We start from the raw sequence: 22,661 nt of genomic DNA on the forward strand, positions 1-22,661 counted from the left end.
GTCAGTTGTGGACGGTTTTCAGCACAGCGCCCGCCTTGTCGTACGCCGTCAGCGTGTACTTGCCGGTGCCATGCGGATCCGGGTCGAACCAGGACAGTGCGTACCAGCCGTCCTTGACCGGGATCTCATGGAAGTTGCGGCTGCCTGCCGGTGCGATCCGGATCCGCGCGATGTTCGAGGCCACTCGCCCGAATCCGTCGTAGTACTTCGTCTCGCACCCGGTACATCCCTGGGCATAGCCGATCCCGAACTGCGCGAACTCGTTGTCGAACACCTGCCGAACCCGACCGTCGAGCGAGAACACCCCGGGCCCCGTTCCCAGCGCAGCGGTGTCCTCGAACTTCGGCACGAGCGTGCACTGGACGACCTTGTGGCCCGACGGCGACACCGCGATCAGGTTGGTCGCCCGTTGCGGCGAGGTGTCCGACGCCATCACCCGCCACTTCGTCAGATCGGTCCAGAACACGACGGAGCAGTTCCGCAGCCGAGCCGCCGTCGTCGCCGGCATCGGATCCCGGCGGGCGGCCGCGACCAGCGCACTCGACGGCTTGTCACCGCCGGGGATCGTGCACTGAGCGGCCGGGTCGCCGATCTGCAGCTGATAGAGAACGGTGTACCCCGTGTACCAGAACGAGTTGGGCCGGATCGGCCGCTTGTACTGCGGGTAGCGCAGGGCGCACAACCGCGTCGCCTCGGCGTACGACATCTTCAGGGCGGCGCCCGCCTCGCCACGAGGTACGCCGGGTACCGCGGTGAAGTCAGGCGGCACGGCCTTGGTCGTGACCGGAGTACTCGAGTCCGCGACACCGGACGAGCGGCCGGAGTCAAGGTTTGATAGCAGGCTCGCGGCAACGGCGACCGCTGCCACAGCAGCGATGCCGCCACCGGCGGAGAACAGTCTGCGCCGGCGGCGACCGCGACGGCCACGAGCGAGCAGCGCGTGCCCGTCGATCGGGTCCAGCGGATCGGCGTCCGCGAGCCGGTGCAGTTCGGCGCCTACCTCTTGGGTGTCCATGCGGTTCTCCTTCACGCGGGCCGTCCAACCTGCCGGGCCCGGTCGATGGCGATTCGGAGAGTTTCGAGGCCGCGCGCCGCCTGGCTCTTCACCGTGCCCTCCGAGCAGCCGAGAAGCTGGGCGGTCTGCTCGACGGACAGGTCCTCGTAGTACCTCAGCACCACGCAGGCACGCTGACGTGGCGCGAGGCTGCCGAGGGCTGTGAGGATCTCGTCGCGGTCGGCGTGGCCGTCCGCGTGGTCGTCGAGCCGGGCGCGCTCGAACGACAGGTCAGAGGCCGGCACTTCCCGGCGCCAGGGGCGCCGACCGCTGTCCACTGCCGCATTGACGACCGCGCGGCGTGCGTAGGCGAGTGGATTCCCCGCGCGATCCAGCTTCGACCACGACCGGTACAGCTTGTACAGCGCGTCCTGCACCACGTCGTCGGCCCGATGCCAGTCGCCGCAGACCAGGTAGGCCGTCCGCCGCAACGACGCACTCGACGCTTCGACGAACTCGACGTACTCCTGGTCGCGATCCACCATCGCCCTCCGCTCTCCCTTGCCTCCTCAGTACGGAGCCGGGATCCATCGAGGTTGCATCGCGGATCAGCGGAGATCGGCGAGGTGGCCGCCGGGGTCGCCGAGGTGGACGGCGGTGGCCCTGGGCGTGAAACCGAGGCGGCGGTAGATGCGGTCCGAGCCGTCGTCGCCGGGGGTGAGCCAGGCGAGAGTGGCGCCGCCCAACTCGAAGGACTGCCGGGTCGCGTACGCCGTCGCGATCGCGCCGAGGCCGCGGCGGCGATGACTGTGGATCGTGCTGACACCGGCGATCTCGGTGACGCCGTCCGAGACTGCGCCCCAGGACGCACTCGCCACGGGAACACCGTCGACGCGCAGCAGGATCCACCCACCGCCCGCAGGATCGGGCTCGAAGGCGACCGCGGCGTCCTCGGACTCGTAGGCCTCCACGGCGACGGCGTTCGCCTCGGCCTGCTCCTCCTCGGACCTCACCACGGACACGACCACGTCCGGAAGGTCAGGTTCCAGAAGACCGGCCGGCTCCACGGCCAGCAGTGGCGGCCGCGAGGCGATCGTCATCCCGTTGGCCTCGAGTACGTCGGCGAGGCCGGGACTGGCCTCGTCGATGAACTCGGCGCTCAGCCACCGCCCCTCGGCGGCGAACGCCCTGCGAATGATCGCCAGCGCTTCCGGTACGGCGTCCTGATCGAAAGGCTCACCGGGTTCGGTGGCGACCATTCCCGACAGGTACCAGGTGTCGTCGTCGTGCAGCAGTCCGGTCAACGGTCCCGCGACGATCTGCCGCCGCGATGCCGCCAGACCCGCCAACTGCGCCCGCGCGATCCGCGCCCCAATGTCCATGATCGGACCCTACGGTGCGCGCGTCGCACTGGACCCGGTTTCGGCCAGCAGCAGGAGATCCAGCAGCCGGCCGAGATCGGCGTCCACCGGCGTGCGACCCAGCGCGCCGGCCAGCGCGTCGAGAGTCCGGATCACCTCGGCCCGAACGGCGGGCCGGGATCGGGACTGAGCGGCGGCAAGGGTGTTGATGACCTGCGCGGATCGATCAGACCCGCTCAGCAACCCGGCGCCGATCGAGGGCGGCTCGGCCACCGGTTCGTCGGCGATGCCGACCTCGAGCCGAGCACCCAGTGCGGTGGCCAGCCGGTCGAGAGCAGAGACCGTCGGATTGCCGCGACCGTTCTCCAGGTTGGCGATGTACGGCACGGACAGACCGGCGTCGACGGCGACCGACGCGATCGTGCGGCCGGCCGCCTTACGACGCTCGCGGAGGACTTCACCCAGTTCCACACCCGCCACTCTATTCCCAGAAGACATATTCTGAGAAAACACTCTTGCTCGAATCTATCTTCACAAGATAGCGTCTCGCTCCATGAAGACTCTGGGGAACCGTGACTTCCGCCGGCTGTGGATCAGCGGCGGCGTGTCCGGCATCGGCTCGTGGTTGCTGATCGTCGCCATCCCGTTCTACGTGTTCGACCTGACCGGCTCCACGGTCGCGACCGGCCTCGCGCTCGCCCTGGAGGCACTCCCCGCGCTGGTCCTCGGGCCGTGGGCAGGGGCGTTGCTGGACCGCTGGGATCTCACCCGTGCGATGTGGATCGCGGATCTGGTCAGCGCCGCCGCGGTCGCCCTGATTCTGTTCGCCGACACGGATCGCCTCTGGCCGATCTACCTGGCGATCCTCGCCGAGAATGTCGCGACGATGGTGTTCCGCCCGGCCTCGCGGGCTTTGCTTCCCGCCGTCGTCGGCACCGGCGACGAGCTCGCGGCGGCCAACGCGCTGAACGCCTTCACAGGCAGCGCGATCCGCCTGGCCGCCCCACCGCTCGGCGCCCTTCTCCTCGCCGGTCCCGGCATCAAGTTCGTCCTGGCCGTCGACATCGCCAGCTATCTGATCTCCGCTGCAGTCATCGCGACGGTCCGCATCCATCGCCACGCGACCACGCCAAGCACCAGCGACAGCCCGCTCGCCGGCTTCCAGTACGTCGCCCGCAACCGAGTACTGCGCGGGATCCTGCTCGGCCAGACGATCTTCCTCACCGCGAACGCCGGCCTGACCGCCCTGCTCGTCCCGTTCACCGTCGACCGCCTGCACGCACCCGGCTATGTGCTCGGCTATCTGATCTCGGGGCTCGGCGCCGGCTATCTACTCGGCGCGGCCTTGAGCACCAGGGTCCAGACCTGGTTGAGCATCCGCGACGTCCTCGCCGTCACCCAGTTCGCGACCGCCGCTGCCTTCTTCGCCCTCTTCAACGCCCCGGACATCCCTTGGGCGATCGCCGCCGCCGTACTGATCGGCCTCCCGGGCAGCGTGCTGCTGATCACCGCGCAGACCGCGATCCAGCGCACCGCACCACCGGCCATGCTCGGCCGCATCGGCGCACTCTTCTTCGCGGCGGACTCCTTGGCCCTGCTCGTCGGCGCACTCGCCGCTCCGGCGGTGACACTGCTCCTCGATCTCCCGCTGACCCTCAATCTGCTGGCGGCGTTCGCGGTCCTCGCGGCACCGCTGACGCTGGTCGCCGTACCGGGTCATCCGGCGCATTTCACCCGGACGCACACCGGTGCGTAAGCGGGTGGTCGCAAACGGTCAGCAGGACATCCAACAATTCGACCGGCGTCGAAAAGTGAGAGCTGCCAAATCGTTATCGGCACATTCCTGCAACCATTCTTGACAGCCATTCCGGCCCGCTCGGAGAGCCCTTCCCGACGCCTCTGACCAGCGAATTCGAAGGTTTCCCTACTCTGCGTTAGGTGTCTGTAAAGGTCCCTTCGAAACTGTTCCGGAGAGCACGCGCGGTGAGGTGTTCTTTACTCAGCAGCGGACAAAGCCGTCCGCGGCCACCGATCGACTCACCACAGGGAACGAAGATGACCGAGACGCTCGAATCCCCCGCCTCGCACCGCCGGGTGCGGGTCTGGTTCGGCGCTCACCCGATCGCGGACCACACGGCCGCGGTGGAGCAGGCAGCGCAGTACGAGGAAGCAATGCGGCGGCGGTTCGCGTCCCTGCGGGTGACGAGCGAGCCGGTGCTGGTGGACAGTACGGCGGAGCCGGGACGATGACGACCCGGCCGACGCTTCTCGGGTACGTCCGGGCCGACGCGCTCAGTTGCGCGGAGGAGCTGGCCGCGGCGACGGATTCACTCGTCGCCTTCGCCAGTGCCGAGGGATACACCCTCGGGACGGTCTACACCGAGCGCGATGCGGCCGAGTCCACCGCCTTCCACGCACTGCTCGAAGAGGTGAAGCGGTCCGGCGTCCACGCGGTCGTCGTACCGACGATGAACCACCTCGGCACGGTCGGCACTCCGGCGGCGACGCAGCAACACCTCGAGTTCCACCAGGCCCATGTCTGGGCGGCCGACTCGAGATAACTCCACACAGGCAAGCGGAGCTGACGTCTTGACCCCTGCATCGGCGTCGGTTCCGCTCTCCACCTCCACAGCTGCACCGGGAATGCCCGGGCGGTAGTGGACCACCAAGGCCCCACCGGCTGCTACCGGTGGGGCCTTGTCGATGGTCGGGCCCGATCAGGCGACGATCGTGTAGCCGTAGCGCTTCATCAAGTCGGCGACGGCCGGGTAGAAGGTCGCGGTGGGATGGATCTTGAAGTGCTGCTGCACCTTGGTCATCACCTGCCGGAAGTGCAGGTGCCACGGAACACCCGGCGCGGGAACGGTCTCGTGCTTGCTGATCGCGCCGACCTTCGGGTGCGCCGCCCAGGCCATCACCCGGGCCCGGTCGGCAGCCCACACACCAGTCATGACGTCGTGCGTCCGCGCGTACGCCATCGCCGCGAGCGAGATGGTCGAGTCCGGCGTCGGCTGCGCCGACGGGTGCGCCTTCAGGTAGAGCTCCCAGGTCATCGCGTAGTACCCGGGCGGCCCGTCGTCCTTGCCGCGGTTCGCCAGTCCGTTGCGCTTGCGGCGGTACTCCGCGACCTGGTGCGCCGCGCCACGGGACAGATCCTTGTCGCCGACCGCGATCCCGTGCACGTGGTACGGCCAGTTGCCCTGCGCCGGCGTCCGCAGCCAGGCCGCGAACCCGACCTGCCGCATCGCCTTCACCACCGCGACCCGCTGCGCGGCGCTCTTCGACGCCACATCGATGTCGATCGCACCGCCACCGTCGTGCGTCTCGGCCGAGGCCTCGACGCCGCCCTTGTTGTACGACCCCTGCAGGATGGCGAACTTCGAGTGGTACAGCTTCTCCGCGGCCTCGACCATCGCCACGGTGCGCTTGTTCAACTGCTTGCCGCGCCAGACGATCCTTGCCTCAGGCATCGTCTTCCTCACCGGCCGGGCCGAGGATCAGGTCCGCGTCCTCCGCGGCCCCGAGCGCCTCGAGCCGATCCAGGTCGGCCTCGCTCAACTCGTCGTCGAAGAGCTCTGACATGGTGCTGTGTCCTTCCCCCGGACGTTCCGCGACCGGGCGGCGCGCGGAATTCGCCGTACAGCGTAGGCAGCGGTGGGGTCGGTTCTTGCGGCCGAAGGTATGAAGAACGTGAAGTTTCGGCACCGGCCGCGCGCCTCGACGTGTGCGGACGCCGAGATGGGGTACCTGTATGGGGTCCCGCGGTTCGGTCAGCGCCATTCGGGCATGGGTGGAGTTCACCGAGCCGCGAGTTCTCCCACTGAGGGGCGGGAGAACGACCGGCCCCGGCGGGCGTGCTTTCCCAGGCGCGCCCGCCGAGTCGGAGCCCTCAGAGAGCCGACGCGACGAACAGGTAGCGGTTCAGGCTGAAGAAGTAGCCCGCGCCGAGTGAGCGCAGGTCGTCGGCCCATGCCTGGGCCTCCTCGGCCGTGACCTCACCATGACCGGGCACGAAGTCGCCGACGATGTCGATCAGCCCGGAACTGTAGCTGTGCTGGTCGTACCCCGCGTTCAGGATCGGCACCACCTGCCGATGGGTGACGGTGAAACCGGCCTTGTCCAGTACGCCGGCCAGCGTCCGGGGCAGATGCGGATCCGCGAGATGATCCTCGAACGCCGTCAGCACCCGGCCCATCCGGACGTCGTCGGTCGACCGCCACACCACCGAACCCCAGTCCGTGTCCAGCAGTACGACGCGACCCGCGGGACGCAGCACCCGGCGTACCTCGTCCAACGCGCTCGGGACGTCGTCGATGTATTCGAAGACCTGGGTGGAGACGACCACATCGAAGCTTTCCGAGGCGTGCGGGATCCGGTCCGCGGACGCCAGTTCGAGTTCGATACCTGGGCCGCCGGGCACCTCGGCACGAGCACTGGCGATCGCGAGCATGCTGTCGCTGATGTCGATCCCGCAGATCCGCCCGCTCGGCCCGACCTCGGCCGCCATCTCCTCGGCCAGGAGCCCCGGCCCGACGCCGACGTCCAGCACCCGATCTCCCGGCCGCAGGGCCAGCGCGGTCCGCACCACCCGTCGCTGCTCGATCATGTCCGGAGTCGTGTACATCGTCTCCATCTGCCGCGACACTTCAGGATCGAACTGCAAACCGTTCGCGCCGGTCTCTCCGCCCATACCTTCATCATCAACCGCGACCTGCCATCGCGGGGAGACTCCACGCGGTAATTCGGACGCGCTCGAGTTGAGATCCCATTACCTTGGCCGGGTGATCGACGTACCCGAAGGATTCCGGCGGATGCCGCGGTGGTGGAGTGACGGCTCGGCGTGGCTGGACGGTCTGGCTCAGGCGGTCGACGAGCAGACCGAGCGGTGGGGCTTGGAGGTCGACGGAGACGTCGCCTACGGGTCGAACGCGTTGGTCGTTCCGGTGACGCGAGGCGGCGAGGAGTTCGTCCTGCGGATGAACCCGCCCGGACCCGAGGTGGAGGAGCAGACGCGGGCTCTGCGGTGGTGGGACGGGCGCGGGATGGTCATGCTGTACGACGCCGACCTCGAGGCCGGTGCGATGCTGCTGGAGCGGTTGTCGACGCCGTTGACGACCCGGCCGGTGGCGGAAGCGGTCGCCGTACTGGGGCGACTGATGCGACGGCTGGCGGTGCCCGCGCCGGACGATGCGCCGTCGACCGCGGAGATCGTCGCGCGGCGGGCGAGACAGCTCGAGCCGGAGTGGGAGCGGCTCGGTCGGCCGTTCGACGTCAGCATTCTGCGGCAGGCGCTGGACGTGGCACCGAAGCTGGCCGAGACGACGTCCGAGCTCGCTGTGAACGGGGATCTGCATGCGGACCAGGTGCTCGCAGGCAAGCGCGAGCCGTGGCTGACGGTCGACCCGGTGTTGCTCCGCGGCGACATCGAGTACGACCTCGCGCGGGTGCTGTGGACGCGGCTCGACGAGATGGCCGACGTCGTTCCGCACTTCGACACGGCGGTCGGCGAGGCCGGCCTGGAGCGCGACCGGGCTCGTGACTGGGTCGTCTTCCGCGCGGTCGACTACTGGCTCTGGGGGCTGTCAGTCGGTCTGACCGAGGACCCCGTTCGCTGCGCCCGCCTGGTCGCCGCGTTCTGACCGCCAGATGAACCGGCTGCGCATCATCCGCGGAGTGTCGTTCGCGTTGGTGGCGATCGAGTGCAGGATCCACGGGTGGGTGATGTAGACGTCGCCCGCGCGGCCGGTGAGCTCGACGACGCGCACCGGCAGACCGTCCAGATCGGCCTCGACCATCGGATCGGTCGAGCGGTCGGCGCTGGTGAGGTCGCGGAACCACGGATCGGATCGCAGGACCTGGTCGCGGATGGTGGTGAAGTCCCGCTCCGAGGTCGTGGTCAGGTGCCTCGCGATGACCCGGTGGGAGCCTGCCACCTGCGGGGTGCCGCCGCCACCGGGCTCGAGATCGCTGAGCAGGGCCCAGATCTTCACCGCCGCCAGGTCGTCCGGCGGCAACTCGAACCCGAGGTCGGTGTGCCACTGGCGATGCGGGACTGACCAGCGTTCGCCTGTCGGCATGGTGACGAGCACCTGGCCATGATGCGGCGGCACGATCCACTCACCGAGCAAGGTGTCGAGCGCCGACCGCAGCGGCGGACCGAGGATCGCGTTCGCCACCGGGTTGGTCTTGGTGTTCTTCAGCTTGGTCGGCCGCAGGTTCGTCCAGGTGGAACGATCGTCGCGCTCCATCCCGTGCCGGGTCCGCAGTTCGCTCCACAGAACGCCGCGCATCCGATCGGCATCATCGGCCGAGAACGCGGACGGGACCTTCACGATCCCGTCCCGCTCGAAGGCTTCCAGCTCCAGGGCGTCGAGCATCCCTCCATGCTCCGCCCGACCACCCCACTCCCGCCACCGAATTACCCAAAGTGTTGCCAAGAGCAACGATCCGGCGGACCCCGCACGCGGTGAGGCTAGTGGGCGGGGGCGAAATCGTGGAATCCGATCAGGCGCTGGATGCGGCCGTCCTCGGTCAGGAGGACGATGTCGGTGCCGCCCGCGACGGGGTCCTGGCCTTCGGCCTTGAGGTGCCAGGTCCAGCGCAGGTAGGTGTGGTGCTCGTCGATGTCGCCGATGCGGACGAAGGACAGGCCCGGGAACATCTGCTGGGCGGCGCCGACCAGCTTGTTCAGCTCGTCGTGGCCGTTCGTCTCGAAGCTCGGGTCGACGAACGTCGCGTCCTCGGTCCAGGTCCCCGCGATCAGCTCGGCCCGGCGGTCCGCGTCGGCCTCGTTCCACATCGCGAAGTACTGGTCGGCAAGAGTAGTGCTGGTCATCGTGTTCTCCTCGGTTTCGTTCGGATGACCAGAACCTTGCCGTCGGCCGGCGATCCGGTCGATGACGTCGGAGGTAATGGCGCTGTCTCTGCCACCGGTTACGGTCGAACCATGGCAGCGACGATCGAGGAGACCTTCCAGCGCCCGGTGGGCGAGCTTCTGCGCGGCTGGCGGGAGCGCCGCCGGCTCAGTCAGCTCGAGCTGGCGAACCGCGTGGAGGTGTCCACCAGGCACGTGAGTTTCGTGGAGACCGGCCGATCCAAACCGAGCCGCGAGATGGTGCTGCGGCTGGCCGAGCACCTCGACGTACCACTGCGGGACCGCAACCAGCTCCTGCTGGCCGGTGGCTACGCGCCGATCTACACCGAGTCGTCGCTGCATTCGCCGGCGATGCTCGCGATCCGTACGACGCTTCGCCGCCTGCTCAAGGCGCACGAGCCGTACCCGGCGCTCGTGGTCGACCGCTGGTGGAACATCGTCGAGGCCAACGCCGGCATCCAGCTGTTCACCACGGACGTCGACGAGAAGTTGCTCCAGGCACCGGTCAACGCCCTGCGGCTCACCCTGCACCCGGACGGCCTGGCCCGCCGGATCGGCAACATCGCCGAGGTCCGCGCCGCCGCCCTCGCGAGCCTGCAGCGCCAGGTCGCCGGCACCGCCGACCCTGACCTGCAGGACCTGTACGACGAACTCCGCGACTACGCCGCGAACGACCGGCCGGTCAAGCCGGCGACGGCGGAGGTCGTCGTACCGTTCCGGCTCGTGCACAACGGGCACGAACTGTCGCTGCTGACGATGATCGCGACCTTCGGGACGCCGCTCGACGTCACGGTGTCCGAGCTGATGATCGAGTCGTTCTACCCGGCCGACGATCAGACCGCCGAATACCTGCGGACGCTGGCGTGAACGAACCACCCATCAGCGAGGGCGACACCATCGCGCTGCAGCTCGGCTGGCTCGACTACTACCGGGACGTCGTCGAGACCAAGCTGACGGGACTGAGCGACGCCGACCTGAGGTCGAGCCGACTGCCGTCCGGCTGGTCGCCGCTCGAACTGCTGCGCCATCTCGTGTACGTCGAGCGACGCTGGCTGCGCTGGGGATTCGCGGGTGAGCAGGTCGACGAGCCGTGGGGCGACTCGGACGGCGATCCCGAGGGGCGCTGGACGGTCCGCGCGGACGAGACTCTCGAAGCCCTCCTCGGCAGACTGCACGAGGGCGGTGCGACTACGCGCCGACTGGTGACCGGCGTCGATCCTTCGGCCCTGGTCGCGGCCGGTGGGCGGTTCGGTGAGGCGGACCGCCCGACCGTGAACTGGATCCTCTTCCACGTCCTGCAGGAGTACGCCCGGCACGCCGGGCAACTGGACGTCGTCCGCGAACTGGTTGATGGGGTCACCGGCGAGTAGGTGATTCCGCCCGTCGCCTACTCGCCGGTGTCCCCGCGGGAGCCCTACCGGTCTGAGGAGGGGAGACCGGTGGGGAAGCTCGGCTTCGGGAGGCTCGGCTTCGTGGTCGGGAGCGTCGGCTTGGCCGGCAGGTGGATCGTCGGCTGCTGACCCGGATCGACGGTCACACCGCCGGACACCTTCACCGTCGGAACCGCCGGCTTCGGCAGGGAGGGCTTGGTGGTCGGCAGGTCCGGCTTGCCCGGAACGCTCGGCTTCGGGACCGACGGCACCGACGGCTTGCCGTCCGGTACGCCGTTCACGCAGTCAGGCAGGGTCGGGACACCCTTGCCCGGCAGCGACGGCTTGACGCTCGGCAGGGACGGCTTCGCGGGCAACGACGGCTTGCCGCTCGGCAGCGAGGGCTTGGTCGTCGGAAGGCTCGGCAAGGCCGGCAACGACGGCTTCACGTTCGGCAGCGTCGGCTTCGCAGGCAGGGTCGGCTTCGCGGGCAGAGTCGGCTTGGCGGGCAACGATGGAAGGCTCGGCTTGCCCGTCGGGAGCGACGGCTTGCCGCTCGGCAGGTTCGTCGGGAGGGCGGGCTTGGCAGGCAGCGACGGCTCGATGCTCGGCAGCGTGGGCTTCGCGGGCAGCGAAGGCTTCACGCTCGGCAGGGACGGCTTCGCGGGCAACGACGGCTTGCCGGTGGGCAAGCTCGTGACCTTCGGCAGCTGCGGCTTGGCCGGCAGGCAGGTCGGGTCGACCGACGGCACCTGCGGCTGCGCGGTCGGAACCACCACCGGCACCGGCGGCTTGCTGCCGCCGGCCAGCAGGTTCTTCACCGGCGCCGGTCCACCGACCGCGGCGGACACCGTCGCTACGGTTCCGGCCAGGGCGGTGACGCCCGCCGCGGCCAGTCCCCGGCGGAGCCAGGCCAGCCGCTTGCCGCGCCGCATCAGGTCGGCGGCGTCGGGCTGCCAGGGCTCCAGGTCATAGTCGAGCGCGCTGCGAATCTGCTGCTCGTCACTCATCAGTTTCCTCCAACTCCGGTATCGATCAGGTCGGGTGCCAGACGCAGCTTGGCCAGCGCCCGGGAGGCCGTGCTCTTCACGGTCCCGGCCGCCATGCCGAGCAGCTCGGCGGTCTCGGCCTCGGAGAGATCCTGCGAGTAGCGCAGCGCGACGACGGCTCTCTCCCGGACGGTCAGACCTCCGAGGGCCGAGAGCACGGCCTCCCTGGTCTGCACCTCCCCGGCGAAGTCCGCTACCGCTCGCTGGTCCCAATCGTTCTGCACCGGGTCACTGGGTACTTCGTTGTTCCAGCGCCGGCGGGCCTGGGAGAGGAACCGGTTGACCAGTACCCGCCGCACATAGCGGAGTGGATCGCCGCTCAGCTTGTGCCATTTCGGGTACGACCGCATCAACGCCTGCTGCACCAGGTCCTCGGCAGTGTGCCGATCGCCGCACAGCATCTCCGCGAAGCGGAGCAAGGGGGTCGACTGGGCCAACACGAAGCGCTCGAAATCGGCGTCCGCGGTCCGGGTCATCGATTCTCCTCTGCCTCTGTCACACCGGTCCAAACCCCCTGGGTGATCGATCGGGTTCTGTTCTGTCACGAACTCCTTCGAAGAAATTTATTCACGGTCTATACAACGGCGGTGTTTGTTTGTCACATTGGGTGAGCCGGTCCTCACGGCCGGCACACACCTTCACCGCCCCGGAGGTAACCCGCCCATGCGTATCACCCGAAGTACCAAGCTCGCCGCCGGTCTGGCCGCGACGCTGGCGATCTTTACCGCCACCTTGCCCAGCACGGCCGCGTCGACCGATCCGGTCGCCGTCGCGGCCCAACCCGCCGGATCCAGCAACGTCCGGATCGAGGGCAGCCGGATCATCCTCGGCGACGCCCCGGCGACCATCGGCTCCACCGAACTCCGGCAGCGCTCGGGTCTCGCCGAGCTCACTCCGGTCCGCTTCCCGGCCGCCACCTCGGCTGTCGTCGTCGGCTACAGCTCCGGTACGCCGGACGGTTCGTCGGCGGAGGTCGACGTACGCGCGTGGGTGAAGGACCGGTGGTCGGAGTGGACCTCCGCCAAGGCCGGAACGCCGACCGCGTTGTCCGGTGCCAGCGACCAGGTGCAGTTGCGCATCATCGTGATTGCACCCCCGACCGGCGCGAACCCGTGGGTCGGCGACCTCACCGTCCAGCCCACCGACAAGGCCGCCCCGAGCCGGATGACCGTCCAGGCCGCGCCGCTGCAGTCCCGCGTCTTCGCCACCCGCGAAGGACTGGTCGGCGGTACGACGGCCAACGGGCACGTCATCATCGGCCGCGACCACTTCGTCGCGCTGCCCTCGCGTCGCGGACTGGCCGGCAACGGCTCCGGCACCTACTCGGTCAAGGTCTGTACGGCGTCGCGGTGCGCGTTCGAGCCGGTGTGGGACGTCGGCCCGTGGAACACCAAGGACGACTACTGGAACCCGAGCGCGACCCGGGAAATGTGGAAGGACCTGCCGCAGGGTCGACCCGAGGCGCAGGCGGCGTACCAGAACGGCTACAACGGCGGGAAGGACCAGTTCGGCCGGACGGTCGCCAACCCGGCCGGGATCGACCTGGCCGACGGTGTGTTCTGGGACGCGCTCGGGATGTCGGACAACGGGTTCGTCGACGTGACGTACCTGTGGACGGGTGACGGCGGCCGCGGCACAGTCGTGATCACGTCCGGCTACCTGAACGTGCGCAACTCGCCGAACTCCAGCGGCGCGGTCGTCGGGATGGCGGGCAAGTCCGCGCAGGTGACGGTCGAATGCCAGACCACCGGTTCGAGCGTCACGGGGTCGCAGGGCACCAGCAACGTCTGGCTCCGCGTCCACAGCGGGATGTACTCGCCAAGGCATACATCTCAGCTGGGACGTTCGGAGCCTGCTGAACGCCCAGGCCATCACAATCCCGTCCCCGACGCGACCCCGCGGCGTGCGGAGCGCGCGAGGCGGTGATTGTGATGGCCTGGCGGTTCGGGGTCAGCAGCCGTGGCTGATCTGGGCGCAGGTCTGCTCGCCCCAGACGAGCTTGAAGGTCTTCCCGTTCTTGCCGGTCAGGGTGACCTTGATCTGCTGGTCGGGCGCCGTGCCTTCCTTCCAGGGCGTCGCAGTCTGGTGCTGCATCAGCCAGTAGCCGCCCTTGATCACGGCATTCGTGGTCGTGCCGTCGGGGAACGCGTACGCGATCTTCGTGATCCCGGCGGGGAGCAGTCCGGCGGCCCAGTAGTACTCGTACTCCTTGCCCTTGATCGGGATCAGGTTGTTCGCGACGGCGAACGCGTCCGTGCTGGTGGACGCCGTACCGAGCTTCGCAGGCTGCCGGATCGAGCCCTCGCCGTCATGCCGCGCGTACGCCGTGTCGCAGCCGGCCCAGTACTTGCTGTCGGCAAGGATCAGCACACTGCCCGGTGCACCGTCCAGCCGCGCGACGACCTTCGCGGAGCTTCCCGGCCCGTCGACGTCCTTCAGCCAGCCCTTGCACGCCGCCACCGGGTCCGTCGGTGGTTCCTGGACCTTCGGCGTGGGCACGACCGGCTTGACGCCTGGAGTCTGCCGTAGAGCACTTGGGGTGGCAGACGGCTGATCGCTCGGAGTCGCCGGCGGCTTGGCGGTCGGCACACCGCTTGGCGACAGGCTGGGCGAAGGAGTGCTTGGGGTAGCGGTCGGCAGCAGGCTCGGCGACGGTGTCGACAGCTCGGGCGACGGCGTGGCCGGTCCACCGCCGGCGACCGTCGTGTCGGTCGAGGACCGCCCGTTCCGCGCCATCGCCGTCCCTGCGATCGCGACACCGGCCACCGCCGCGACCGCGAGTCCACTGATCAGGATCCTGGCCACGCGGCCGTTCCGGACCTGTTCCATCATCGTTGCCCTCCACACCACATCGGGGTTTGTCAGACTGAAGGACGCGGCGTACGGTCCGAAAGGTTCTGCTCAGCAGCCGTGGCTGATCTGGGCGCAGGTCTGGGTGCCCCAGTTCAGCCGGACGTCGTTCAGTACGCCGCCTGTTGCCGAGAGCAACTGAACCCGGACCCGGTCGCCCAGGTCGTGGGCACCCGGCCGGATGCTGGACAGGTGCCGCATCAACCAGAAGCCGTTGCTGATCTCGGCATCCACGGTCTCGCCGTCCGCGAAGCTGTAGCGCACGGTCGCGACACCGTCCGGCAGCAGGCCGGCGGCCCAGAAGTAGTCCCGCTGCCCGTCCACGGTGTCGACGGTGTTGTTCGCGACCGCGAACGCGTTGTTGTCCTGCAGTCCTGGCGTCTTCAGAGTCCCCGGCTTGCGGGCCGACACCTCCGTGCCATACGTGCTGTCACAAGCCATCCAGTAGCGGCTGTCCGCGATCACGATCGTCTTGCCGGCTTCATCGCTCACTGTTCCTCTGAGCTTCGCCGCCGCACCCGGTCCGGGCTCGCCGTCGGCCGCTGTTCGGCAGGTCGCGACGGTCAGCTGAGGCGACGTCCCTGGTGTGTCGGACACCTGCGGGTTGGCGCTCGGGACGGGCGCGCTGGAGTTCATCGACGGGAGCACTGCCGGCGGGCGGGGTGTGACACCGGCGAGCGACGGCGAGCGGGTGGGTGTCGGGTGCGGGGACAACACCGGTGCGGACGGTCCGTGGTTCGCGGGCTCGGGGGCTTTGCCCAGGTTGTCGCCCCGGACCAAGAATCCGCCCGTGGCAATGGCGATCACCGCGACCGAGGCCGCCGCTGCGGTTGCGAGGACTTGGGTCCTGTGACGACGGCGCGCCCCCGCGATCACCCGGGCCGGGTCCAGCGGCTCGATGCTGCCGTCGGGTGCCAGTGCGTCCCGGACCTCGTCCTCGGGCGGCTTGCCCTTCTCGTTCATGCTCGTTCTCCTACATAGCTACCGCTCAGCTCGGGAGCTGCCCGCAGCTTGCCGAGCGCCCGCGCATTCGCGCTCTTGACCGTGCCGACCGCCACCCCGAGGACCGCCGCCGTCTGTCGCTCGGTCAGATCCTCGACATACCGCAGTACGACGACCGCACGCTCGCGCCTGCTGAGCGTCGACATCGCGGCGCCGATCGCGACCCGCCGGTCCACCGTGCCCGACTGGTCCGTGACGCTCAGGCCGAGGTGCGACTCCAGCTCGGCCGCGTCACCGCTCGGCCGCTCACGCCATGGGCGACGTCGTACCCATGACAGGTGCTGGTTGACCACGGCCTGGCGGACGTAGCCGAACGGGTCGGCCATCTCGATCCGGTCCCAGCGCAGGTACGCCTTCTCCAGCGCGGTCTGCACCAGGTCCTCGGCCAGCCCGGCGTCGCCGCACAGCATCCGCGCGAAGTGGATCAGCCGCGCGGACCTGGCCAGCACGAATGCCGTGAAGTCGTCGTCCCGGTTCGCCGAACCCGGCATACCCTCTCCGTCCTCCGTCCCTCACCCATCAGGACGCCGTACACCGCCGAAAGGTTCTGGGAATCTTCCGGCAATCCAAGGCCGGACGGCCCGTCGTCAGCGGCGGTCGGCTGGGGAGGTGGAGCGATCCGGGCGCGCGCCGGAGAGAGTCGGTGAGGGGATCGGGGAGTCGGGGCGGGACACGTGAGCCGTCGAGCGGTCTGGCGTCATGTCCGACGGCGGCGCGAGGCGCACGGGCGGGAGAGTGTCCGCAGCCAGGCGGACCCGGTTGCGGCCGGCGGCCTTGGCGGCGTACATCGCCCGGTCGGCGCGGAGCAGGAGGTCGTCGACGTCGGCCCCGTCGGCGGGGTAGACGGCGACGCCGATCGAGATGGTCAGGAGGAAGGTATCCGGGTCCAGATCGGGGTCGTCGAGGACGCCGGCACACATCGCGGCCAGTGGACTGGCCGCGACCGCGTTGCGGAGCCGGTCCGCGGTGACTGTCGCCTCGTCGATGCCGGTGTCCGGCAGCGCGATCACGAACTCCTCGCCACCGAACCGGCCGATCACGTCCTTCGCCCGGATCGCACTGCGCAGGATCGTCGCGACCGCGCGCAGGGCCTCGTCGCCGACCAGGTGGCCGTGCCGGTCGTTGACCTGCTTGAAGTGGTCGATGTCGATCAGCAGCACCGCCATCGGCTCGCGCTGGGTCCGCGCGGTCCGCAGCATCTCCTCGGTACGACGCCGCCACCAGTCGACGCGGCTCAAGTTCGTCTTCGGGTCCGTCTGTGCCTCGGACTCCAACTGGCCGAGCAGCAAGGCCCGCTGCGCGGTGAGCGTGATCGGGATCGCGACGAACGCGAACCACGGGCTGATCAGGCACGCGGCGGCCAGCAGGCAGCCGAGCGTCGCGGCCGTGGCATCGGTGCACAGGTCGTCGATCCCGCCGACGGTCTCCCGCCACGTGCTGCCCGGGATGATCAGTGAGATCGCGAGACCACAGAGCACGGTGTCCGTCGCGACCAGCGCCAGCGCTCCCGCGACCATGGACACCACCAGTCCGAGCCCACTGTCTCCAGTCAGGTCGCGCGTGGCAATGAAGGTGGCGTGCGCGGCGCCGACGCCCAGCACGTGGACCGCGGTCGAGAACGCCCAGCGGTACGGGATGCACTTACCGGCCCGGATCCGCCACCAGATCCGGAGCAGGACGGCGACCAGGATCGCGAGGGCCGGGTGCAGGATCAGCGCGGCCGCGATCATCCACGCCGGCGCCAGGTCCTTGTGCAACGCTCCGCCCCGGCGGCGCCGATTCTCCACGCGGCGCGCACCCTCGACCGAGATCAGCGCGGACGCGGTCAACGCGAACACCAGGTCCACACCGCGCCAACTCGGCAGATCCGTCAAGGCCTGGACGGCGTACCCGATGGCGGCGAGGTCGACGAGCACCACAACGACGAACGCCGGGACCGTCAGCGTCCACAGCGCCCAGTACCGGACCGCTCGCCTACTCTGCGCAACCATTACCTCACACCGTACGACGAGTAAGCGTCTCGTCCCAATCGGCGACGGCGCGGTGCCGATGACGAGTTGGAAACGATGGCCGCGTCGCTGACCATTCAGTCGTTTGATCAAGGATCAAATCGGCAAAAACCCTTACAGAACAAGCAAAAGCCGGACCGTCCGGGTTCGGAATGTCCTGCCGGACGGTCCGGCCCGAACGGGAGGATCAGCGGCGGCGGCGAGCCGAGCCGAACAGGCCCCGGACGATCTCGCGACCAGCGGAGCGGGCGAACTGTTTGAACGCGGACGAGCCGATCACCTGCTCGACCATCGACTTGTCCTGCTTCTGCGCCCGCGGCTTCGGCTCCGGTACGGGCTTGGCCTGCTCCTCCGCCTGGCGCTCGGCCTCGGCCTGCTCGGCGCCGGCCTGCACCTTGGCGGCCAGCATCTCGTACGCCGACTCCCGGTCGATCACCTCGGTGTACTTCGCGTTGTTCGGCGAGCCCTGGACCGATGCGGTCAGCTGCTCGGCCGTGGCCGGCGCCATCAGCGACAGCGGCGCCCGCAGCCGGGTCCACGCGACCGGCGTCGGCGCACCCTTCTCGTTCATCACCGTCACGATCGCCTCGCCGATCCCGAGCTGGGTCAGCACCTCGGCCAGGTCGTACGACGAACTCGGGAACGTCGACACGGTCGCCTTCAGCGCCTTCGCGTCGTTCGGCGTGTGCGCCCGCAACTGGTGCTGCACCCGCGAACCGAGCTGGGCGAGCACGTCGTCCGGCACGTCCTTCGGCGTCTGGGTGACGAAGAAGACGCCGACCCCCTTCGACCGGATCAGCCGCACGGTCTGTGCGATCGAGTCCAGGAACGCCTTCGACGCGTCGTTGAACAGCAGGTGCGCCTCGTCGAAGAAGAACACCAGCTTCGGCTTGTCGACGTCGCCGACCTCGGGCAGGTCGTGGAACAGGTCGGCGAGCAGCCACATCAGGAAGGTGGAGAACAGCGCCGGCCGGTCCTGCAGGTTCGGCAGCTCGAGCAGCGAGATCAGGCCCTTGCCGTCGCGCTGCTGCAGCAGGTCCGCGGTGTCGAACTCCGTCTCACCGAAGAACGCCTCCGCACCCTGGTCGGCGAACCCGATCAGCGACCGCAGGATCACCCCGGCGGTCGCGGCCGACAACCCGCCGAGCTCCTTGAGGTCGGCCTTGCCCTCGTCGCTGGTCAGGTGGGTGATGACTGAGCGGAGGTCCTTCAGGTCCAGCAGCGTCAGGCCCTGCTTGTCGGCGTAGTGGAAGATCAGCCCGAGCGACGACTCCTGGACGTCGTTGAGCCCCAGCACCTTGGACAGCAGCACCGGCCCGAACGACGTGATGGTCGCCCGGATCGGGATCCCGCTGCCCTGCCCGCCGAGCGCGTAGAACTCGGTCGGGAACCCGGTGGCGGTCCACTCCTGGCCGATCGTCTTGGTCCGGGCCAGCAGCTTCTCGCTCTCCTGCCCCGGCTGGGAGATGCCGGACAGGTCGCCCTTGATGTCGGCCGCGAACACCGCGACCCCGGCCGCCGACAGCTGCTCGGCCATCAACTGCAGGGTCTTCGTCTTACCGGTACCGGTCGCGCCCGCGACCAGGCCGTGCCGGTTCACCATCGACAACGGGATCCGGACCGCCGCCTCCGGTTTCGGCTCGTCGCCGACCAGCAGCGCGCCGAGTTCGATCGCCGCCCCTTCGAACGCGTACCCCTGCTTGACGGTCTCCACGACATCAGCTGTCTCGGCCATGTCAGCGTGCCTTTCCCCGGTTTGAAGGAACCACTCGCTGCGCATGCTAGTGCCCCCGGGTGTGTTGGGAGAGTGATCCACACCCGGGGGCTGGGCTGGGGATCAGCGCATGACGACTACGTGGGTGGCTCCGGCGGCGAAGGTCCAGATGGCGGCCGACATCGACGCCGTGACCCGGATGCAGCCGTGTGAGGCGCGGTAGTTGGTGCCGAGCAGCCAATCGGCGTGGATCTGCTTCCCGTTCGACTTGTACGTCGGGATCTGGTGGAACCCGATCCCGCAAGGCGCGAACCGGACGAAGTTGTTCAGGTACAGGCTCGCGCCGTCGGTGTTCTTCCGGATCCGCGCCGCCCGCCCGCACTTCGCGCCGCTGGTGTAGTTCCCGGCGCGCAGGTACGACGGATTGTCGATGATCCGGCCTTGCCGGACGACCTTGCCGCGGGCATCGATCAGCCACACCCAGTTCTGCGTCTGGCTGATGACGATCCGCCGTCCGCTCCCCGACCGCCGCGGCACCGACCGCACGTCACACCGCCTCGCCGTCGTCGCCATCAGCCGCGAGTACGTCGTACTGTTCAGGGCACCGGACTGGCTCAGGACGTTGGCGGACTGGAACCGGACCGTGGCCGCCTGGGTCATCGCGCCGATCTTGCCGTCCACCGGCCCGGCCGTGCAGCCGAGCTTGTTGAGCCGTGTCTGAGCCGCCTTCGCCTGTGTCACCGTGAGCGCGTCGGCCGGCAGCGCCGTACCGGCCGCGACCAGCGTCAAGGCCGCTGCGGCGAGCCCGAGTTTGGAAAGAATTCGCATGCGGTTCACCCCCTTGGTCGTGGGCGAGGAACCCACGCCCACTACTCCCTCTCCGGATAGGACGTCCATCGGCACCGAAAGGTTGAGTCCCCACCCCTGTCTGTTCCGGTGACGTTCATGACCTCTCACAAGACCTTTTACCCAGCTAGACTTGGAGGGGTGATCTTCAAGCGTGTCGGGGAGGAACGCCCGTACCCGGACCATGGCCTGCAGCCGAAGGACTGGTCTTCGCTGCCGCCGAGGCAGGTGCGGCTGGACGAGCTCGTCACCACCAAGGGCACCCTCGACCTGAGTGCGCTCCTCGACGAGGACTCCACCTTCTACGGCGACCTGTTCGCGCATGTCGTCGAGTGGAAGGGTGAGATGTTCCTCGAGGACGGCCTGCACCGCGCCCTGCGGGCCGCGCTGCAGCAGCGTTTGGTCCTGCATGCCCGGGTACTGGTCGTGGACTGACCACATGCCTGCTCACGGGGGGTTGAGCCGATGACCGCGATCCATCCACAGCCGAGGCCGCATTCGCGGATCCATTGGCGTACGCCGATCACGATGGTGGCACTGCTGGTGATCCTGGTCGGCGGCGCCTGGTGGGGCTGGAACTCGTTGATCAACAGCAGCGCCGAGCCGACCTGCGTCGACCAGAAGCTGCCGAACAACCGCCTGGTGCCCAAGCAGGTGGTGGTGAACGTCTACAACGGTGGAGCCAAGGCGGGTACGGCGGCCGCCGTGGCCGACCTACTGAAGAAGCGCGGGTTCTACGTCGCGAGGATCGCGAACGAGCCGAAGGGCGACAAGATCGACGTCGTCGCGATCCGCGGTGCGACCGACAAGTCGCCCGAACTCCTCCTGGTCGCCGGCCAACTCAGCCAGAAGGCCCTGACCATCGGAGACGAGCGCACCGACCACACCGTCGACCTGGTCGTCGGCCCCCGCTACACCAGCCTCAAGCCCAAAGGCCTCCCCTCCATAGCCCTTGCGCCCGACACCACCCTCTGCCTCCCCGTCATCCACACCCCCCAACCCATCCCCTCCGGCCAAAACCCCAACTGATCAATCAGTAGCCCTCGGGTGCCCGGTCCCGCCGGGCAAACTGCTTTCAGTGTTGTTCGCGGCCTCGTTCGCCGAACCAGCCGGCTAGGCGGCCGGCTCGGGAGACGGCGCGGAGGCGGCGGGCGGTTTGGTCGCGGAGCGGGCTGGGGGCGACGACGAGGAGGGAGTCGCCGGCTCGGAGGACGGTACGGCGGTCGGGGACGAAGGCGCGGTCGCCGCGGATGATGAGCGAGACGGAGACGCCGACGGGCAGGCGCAGTTCGCCGATCTCGACGCCGGCCAGGCGCGACTCGCTCGGTACGTGCACCTGGAGCATGTCGGCCCCGAGCGACTCCAGCGGCGCGACATCGATGTCCACCTCGTATGACGCGTTCTCGTCGAGCACCTTCAACCGGCGGGCCAGCCACGGCAGCGACGGACCCTGCAGCAGCGTGAACAGCAGGACCAGCACGAACACCACATCGAAGATCCGGTCGGCCTGAGGCACGCCCGCCGCCAGCGGGATGGTCGCCAGCACGATCGGCACCGCACCGCGGAGGCCTGCCCACGCGATGAACGTCTGCTCGCTCCACGGCATCCGGAACGGCGCCGCCGACACCGCCACCGACGCGAACCGCCCGACCACGGTCACCGCGACCCCGATCACCAGCGCGATCACCAGGTCGTCCAGCCCGATCCGGCCCGGGGATGCGAGCAGCCCGAGCATGATGAACAGCCCGATCTGCGCCAGCCAGGCGATCCCGTCGACGAACGACCGTGTCGCCAGCCGGTGCGGCAACTCGGCCCGCCCGAGGATCAGCGAGGTCACGTAGACCGCCGCGAACCCCGACACATGCAGCAGCACCGTCCCACCGGCGTACGAGAGGATCGCGAGCGACAGGACCGCGACCGGGTACAGACCGGCCGAGCCGAGCGCGACCCGGCGGAGCAGGCCGACGCTGACCCAACCGATCAGGAATCCGAACAGCGCGCCGACGACCAGCTCGTAGAGCACCAGACCGGTGAAGTACCAGATGCCCTTCTCGCCGACCTCGCCCGTGCTCACCAACGTGACCAGCAAGACCGTCGGCGCGTCGTTCAGACCGGACTCAGCCTCGAGCGCACCCCGCAGCCTCGGTCTGATCGGGACCCGGCGCAGTACGGAGAAGACCGCGGCGGCGTCGGTCGGCGAGGTGACCGCGCCGAGCAGGACGGCGAACTGCCAGTCCAGCCCCAGAACGAAGTGCGCCACACACGCGACCACCCCGACGCTGATCGCGACGCCGACGGTCGCCAGTACGACGCCCAGCGGCATCACCGGGCGTACTTCGTTCCACCGGGTGGTCAGACCGCCCTCGGTCAGGATCACCACCAGCGCGGCGAACCCGAGGGCATGCGCCAGCTGCGCGTCCTCGAAGTGGATGTGTCCCGGGCCGGACTCGCCCAGCACCAGGCCCATCCCGAGGTAGATCAGCAGCGAGGGGAGCCCGAGCCGTCCGGACAACCGGACCGCGACGATCGCGACCAGCAGCACCGCCGCGCCGGCCAGGAGAATCCTGTCGAGCTCCGTGACATCCATTGGGG

The 22,661-nt window shown here is 69.0% G+C and carries 26 protein-coding genes; 9 read left to right on the plus strand and 17 right to left on the minus strand.

The genetic code is table 11. The annotated features are described in order from the left end of the window. Position 1 precedes the first annotated feature (1 nt). From AB0I34_RS00145 to AB0I34_RS00160, 4 genes are all read right to left on the minus strand, one after another. Complete coding sequence (locus AB0I34_RS00145) at positions 2 to 1,015, minus strand: hypothetical protein (protein WP_360436820.1); 1,014 nt, start codon at positions 1,013 to 1,015, stop codon at positions 2 to 4. A gap of 11 nt (positions 1,016 to 1,026) precedes the next feature. Further along, complete coding sequence (locus tag AB0I34_RS00150) at positions 1,027 to 1,539, minus strand: SigE family RNA polymerase sigma factor (RefSeq protein ID WP_360436823.1); 513 nt, start codon at positions 1,537 to 1,539, stop codon at positions 1,027 to 1,029. Between the two features lie 63 nt (positions 1,540 to 1,602). Next, positions 1,603 to 2,376, minus strand: coding sequence for a GNAT family N-acetyltransferase (locus AB0I34_RS00155; RefSeq protein WP_360436826.1), 774 nt, complete (start codon positions 2,374 to 2,376; stop codon positions 1,603 to 1,605). A gap of 9 nt (positions 2,377 to 2,385) precedes the next feature. After that, positions 2,386 to 2,826 carry a helix-turn-helix transcriptional regulator gene (locus AB0I34_RS00160; RefSeq protein WP_360436829.1) on the minus strand — a complete coding sequence of 147 codons (441 nt, stop codon included), beginning with the start codon at positions 2,824 to 2,826 and terminating at the stop codon, positions 2,386 to 2,388. Positions 2,827 to 2,908: 82 nt separating this feature from the next. Here AB0I34_RS00160 and AB0I34_RS00165 point away from each other — a divergent pair, with 82 nt between their 5' ends. The 3 genes from AB0I34_RS00165 to AB0I34_RS00175 all read left to right on the plus strand — a co-directional run bounded on the left by AB0I34_RS00165 (position 2,909) and on the right by AB0I34_RS00175 (position 4,916). Continuing rightward, positions 2,909 to 4,111: an MFS transporter gene (locus tag AB0I34_RS00165; RefSeq protein WP_360436832.1), complete on the plus strand. Its 1,203-nt coding sequence runs from the start codon at positions 2,909 to 2,911 to the stop codon at positions 4,109 to 4,111. Positions 4,112 to 4,410: 299 nt separating this feature from the next. After that, the gene (locus AB0I34_RS00170; RefSeq protein WP_131365786.1) at positions 4,411 to 4,605 is read left to right on the plus strand and encodes a hypothetical protein; all 195 of its coding nucleotides are present in this window, start codon (positions 4,411 to 4,413) and stop codon (positions 4,603 to 4,605) included. After that, positions 4,602 to 4,916 (plus strand): hypothetical protein, encoded by a 315-nt coding sequence (locus tag AB0I34_RS00175; protein WP_360436835.1) that lies wholly within the window; start codon positions 4,602 to 4,604, stop codon positions 4,914 to 4,916. Before AB0I34_RS00170 ends, AB0I34_RS00175 begins: the two co-directional genes overlap by 4 nt. A gap of 156 nt (positions 4,917 to 5,072) precedes the next feature. Here the strand turns inward: AB0I34_RS00175 and AB0I34_RS00180 are convergent, their stop codons facing one another. Together AB0I34_RS00180 and AB0I34_RS00185 are read right to left on the minus strand one after the other, a co-directional pair. Continuing rightward, positions 5,073 to 5,825 (minus strand): hypothetical protein, encoded by a 753-nt coding sequence (locus AB0I34_RS00180; RefSeq protein ID WP_360436838.1) that lies wholly within the window; start codon positions 5,823 to 5,825, stop codon positions 5,073 to 5,075. Between the two features lie 419 nt (positions 5,826 to 6,244). After that, a complete protein-coding gene (locus AB0I34_RS00185) occupies positions 6,245 to 7,045 on the minus strand; it encodes a methyltransferase domain-containing protein (RefSeq protein WP_360436841.1) in 801 nt (266 codons plus the stop codon). 91 nt (positions 7,046 to 7,136) lie between these two features. On the opposite strand from AB0I34_RS00185, the gene AB0I34_RS00190 reads away from it, so the two are divergent. After that, on the plus strand, positions 7,137 to 7,994 hold the full coding sequence (locus AB0I34_RS00190; RefSeq protein ID WP_360436844.1) for an aminoglycoside phosphotransferase family protein: 858 nt from the start codon (positions 7,137 to 7,139) through the stop codon (positions 7,992 to 7,994). Here the strand turns inward: AB0I34_RS00190 and AB0I34_RS00195 are convergent. Together AB0I34_RS00195 and AB0I34_RS00200 are read right to left on the minus strand one after the other, a co-directional pair. Then, the gene (locus tag AB0I34_RS00195; RefSeq protein WP_360436847.1) at positions 7,938 to 8,732 is read right to left on the minus strand and encodes a phytanoyl-CoA dioxygenase family protein; all 795 of its coding nucleotides are present in this window, start codon (positions 8,730 to 8,732) and stop codon (positions 7,938 to 7,940) included. The two genes, AB0I34_RS00190 and AB0I34_RS00195, sit on opposite strands and share 57 nt — an antisense overlap. Before the next feature lie 95 nt (positions 8,733 to 8,827). After that, complete coding sequence (locus AB0I34_RS00200) at positions 8,828 to 9,190, minus strand: nuclear transport factor 2 family protein (RefSeq protein ID WP_360436850.1); 363 nt, start codon at positions 9,188 to 9,190, stop codon at positions 8,828 to 8,830. A gap of 111 nt (positions 9,191 to 9,301) precedes the next feature. On the opposite strand from AB0I34_RS00200, the gene AB0I34_RS00205 reads away from it, so the two are divergent. Both AB0I34_RS00205 and AB0I34_RS00210 read left to right on the plus strand, forming a co-directional pair. After that, positions 9,302 to 10,096, plus strand: coding sequence for a helix-turn-helix transcriptional regulator (locus AB0I34_RS00205; RefSeq protein ID WP_360436853.1), 795 nt, complete (start codon positions 9,302 to 9,304; stop codon positions 10,094 to 10,096). Next, positions 10,093 to 10,599 (plus strand): DinB family protein, encoded by a 507-nt coding sequence (locus tag AB0I34_RS00210; RefSeq protein WP_360436855.1) that lies wholly within the window; start codon positions 10,093 to 10,095, stop codon positions 10,597 to 10,599. The genes AB0I34_RS00205 and AB0I34_RS00210 overlap by 4 nt, the downstream gene beginning before the upstream one ends. 44 nt (positions 10,600 to 10,643) lie before the next feature. Here the strand turns inward: AB0I34_RS00210 and AB0I34_RS00215 are convergent, their stop codons facing one another. After that, on the minus strand, positions 10,644 to 11,609 hold the full coding sequence (locus AB0I34_RS00215; RefSeq protein WP_360436858.1) for a hypothetical protein: 966 nt from the start codon (positions 11,607 to 11,609) through the stop codon (positions 10,644 to 10,646). Beyond that, positions 11,609 to 12,124 carry a SigE family RNA polymerase sigma factor gene (locus tag AB0I34_RS00220; protein WP_131511339.1) on the minus strand — a complete coding sequence of 172 codons (516 nt, stop codon included), beginning with the start codon at positions 12,122 to 12,124 and terminating at the stop codon, positions 11,609 to 11,611. Before AB0I34_RS00220 ends, AB0I34_RS00215 begins: the two co-directional genes overlap by 1 nt. A gap of 187 nt (positions 12,125 to 12,311) precedes the next feature. Between AB0I34_RS00220 and AB0I34_RS00225 the strand changes: the two genes are divergently transcribed. Next, positions 12,312 to 13,574, plus strand: a complete 1,263-nt coding sequence (locus AB0I34_RS00225) for a hypothetical protein (protein WP_360436860.1) — start codon at positions 12,312 to 12,314, stop codon at positions 13,572 to 13,574. Positions 13,575 to 13,598: 24 nt separating this feature from the next. Here the strand turns inward: AB0I34_RS00225 and AB0I34_RS00230 are convergent, their stop codons facing one another. The 6 genes from AB0I34_RS00230 to AB0I34_RS00255 form a co-directional block, all read right to left on the minus strand. Continuing rightward, positions 13,599 to 14,480 (minus strand): hypothetical protein, encoded by an 882-nt coding sequence (locus AB0I34_RS00230; protein ID WP_360436863.1) that lies wholly within the window; start codon positions 14,478 to 14,480, stop codon positions 13,599 to 13,601. A 69-nt stretch (positions 14,481 to 14,549) separates the two neighbouring features. After that, positions 14,550 to 15,461, minus strand: coding sequence for a hypothetical protein (locus AB0I34_RS00235; protein WP_360436865.1), 912 nt, complete (start codon positions 15,459 to 15,461; stop codon positions 14,550 to 14,552). After that, entirely contained in the window at positions 15,458 to 15,991 is a 534-nt protein-coding gene (locus AB0I34_RS00240; RefSeq protein WP_360436868.1) for a SigE family RNA polymerase sigma factor, read from the minus strand. The genes AB0I34_RS00235 and AB0I34_RS00240 overlap by 4 nt, the downstream gene beginning before the upstream one ends. Positions 15,992 to 16,087: 96 nt before the next feature. Next, positions 16,088 to 17,491 (minus strand): GGDEF domain-containing protein, encoded by a 1,404-nt coding sequence (locus AB0I34_RS00245; RefSeq protein WP_360436871.1) that lies wholly within the window; start codon positions 17,489 to 17,491, stop codon positions 16,088 to 16,090. A 205-nt stretch (positions 17,492 to 17,696) separates the two neighbouring features. Next, entirely contained in the window at positions 17,697 to 19,244 is a 1,548-nt protein-coding gene (locus tag AB0I34_RS00250) for a helicase HerA-like domain-containing protein (RefSeq protein WP_360436873.1), read from the minus strand. 102 nt (positions 19,245 to 19,346) lie between these two features. Further along, positions 19,347 to 20,051 carry a L,D-transpeptidase family protein gene (locus AB0I34_RS00255; RefSeq protein WP_360436875.1) on the minus strand — a complete coding sequence of 235 codons (705 nt, stop codon included), beginning with the start codon at positions 20,049 to 20,051 and terminating at the stop codon, positions 19,347 to 19,349. A 159-nt stretch (positions 20,052 to 20,210) separates the two neighbouring features. Here AB0I34_RS00255 and AB0I34_RS00260 point away from each other — a divergent pair, with 159 nt between their 5' ends. Beyond that, entirely contained in the window at positions 20,211 to 20,504 is a 294-nt protein-coding gene (locus AB0I34_RS00260; protein WP_360436878.1) for a type II toxin-antitoxin system VapB family antitoxin, read from the plus strand. 30 nt (positions 20,505 to 20,534) lie between these two features. After that, on the plus strand, positions 20,535 to 21,098 hold the full coding sequence (locus tag AB0I34_RS00265; RefSeq protein ID WP_360436881.1) for a LytR C-terminal domain-containing protein: 564 nt from the start codon (positions 20,535 to 20,537) through the stop codon (positions 21,096 to 21,098). Between the two features lie 46 nt (positions 21,099 to 21,144). Here the strand turns inward: AB0I34_RS00265 and AB0I34_RS00270 are convergent, their stop codons facing one another. Beyond that, the gene (locus AB0I34_RS00270; RefSeq protein ID WP_360436884.1) at positions 21,145 to 22,656 is read right to left on the minus strand and encodes a potassium/proton antiporter; all 1,512 of its coding nucleotides are present in this window, start codon (positions 22,654 to 22,656) and stop codon (positions 21,145 to 21,147) included. Positions 22,657 to 22,661: the final 5 nt, after the last annotated feature.

Origin of the sequence: Kribbella sp. NPDC050281, from assembly GCF_040655855.1 — a bacterium.
In the GTDB taxonomy this organism is placed as follows: domain Bacteria; phylum Actinomycetota; class Actinomycetes; order Propionibacteriales; family Kribbellaceae; genus Kribbella.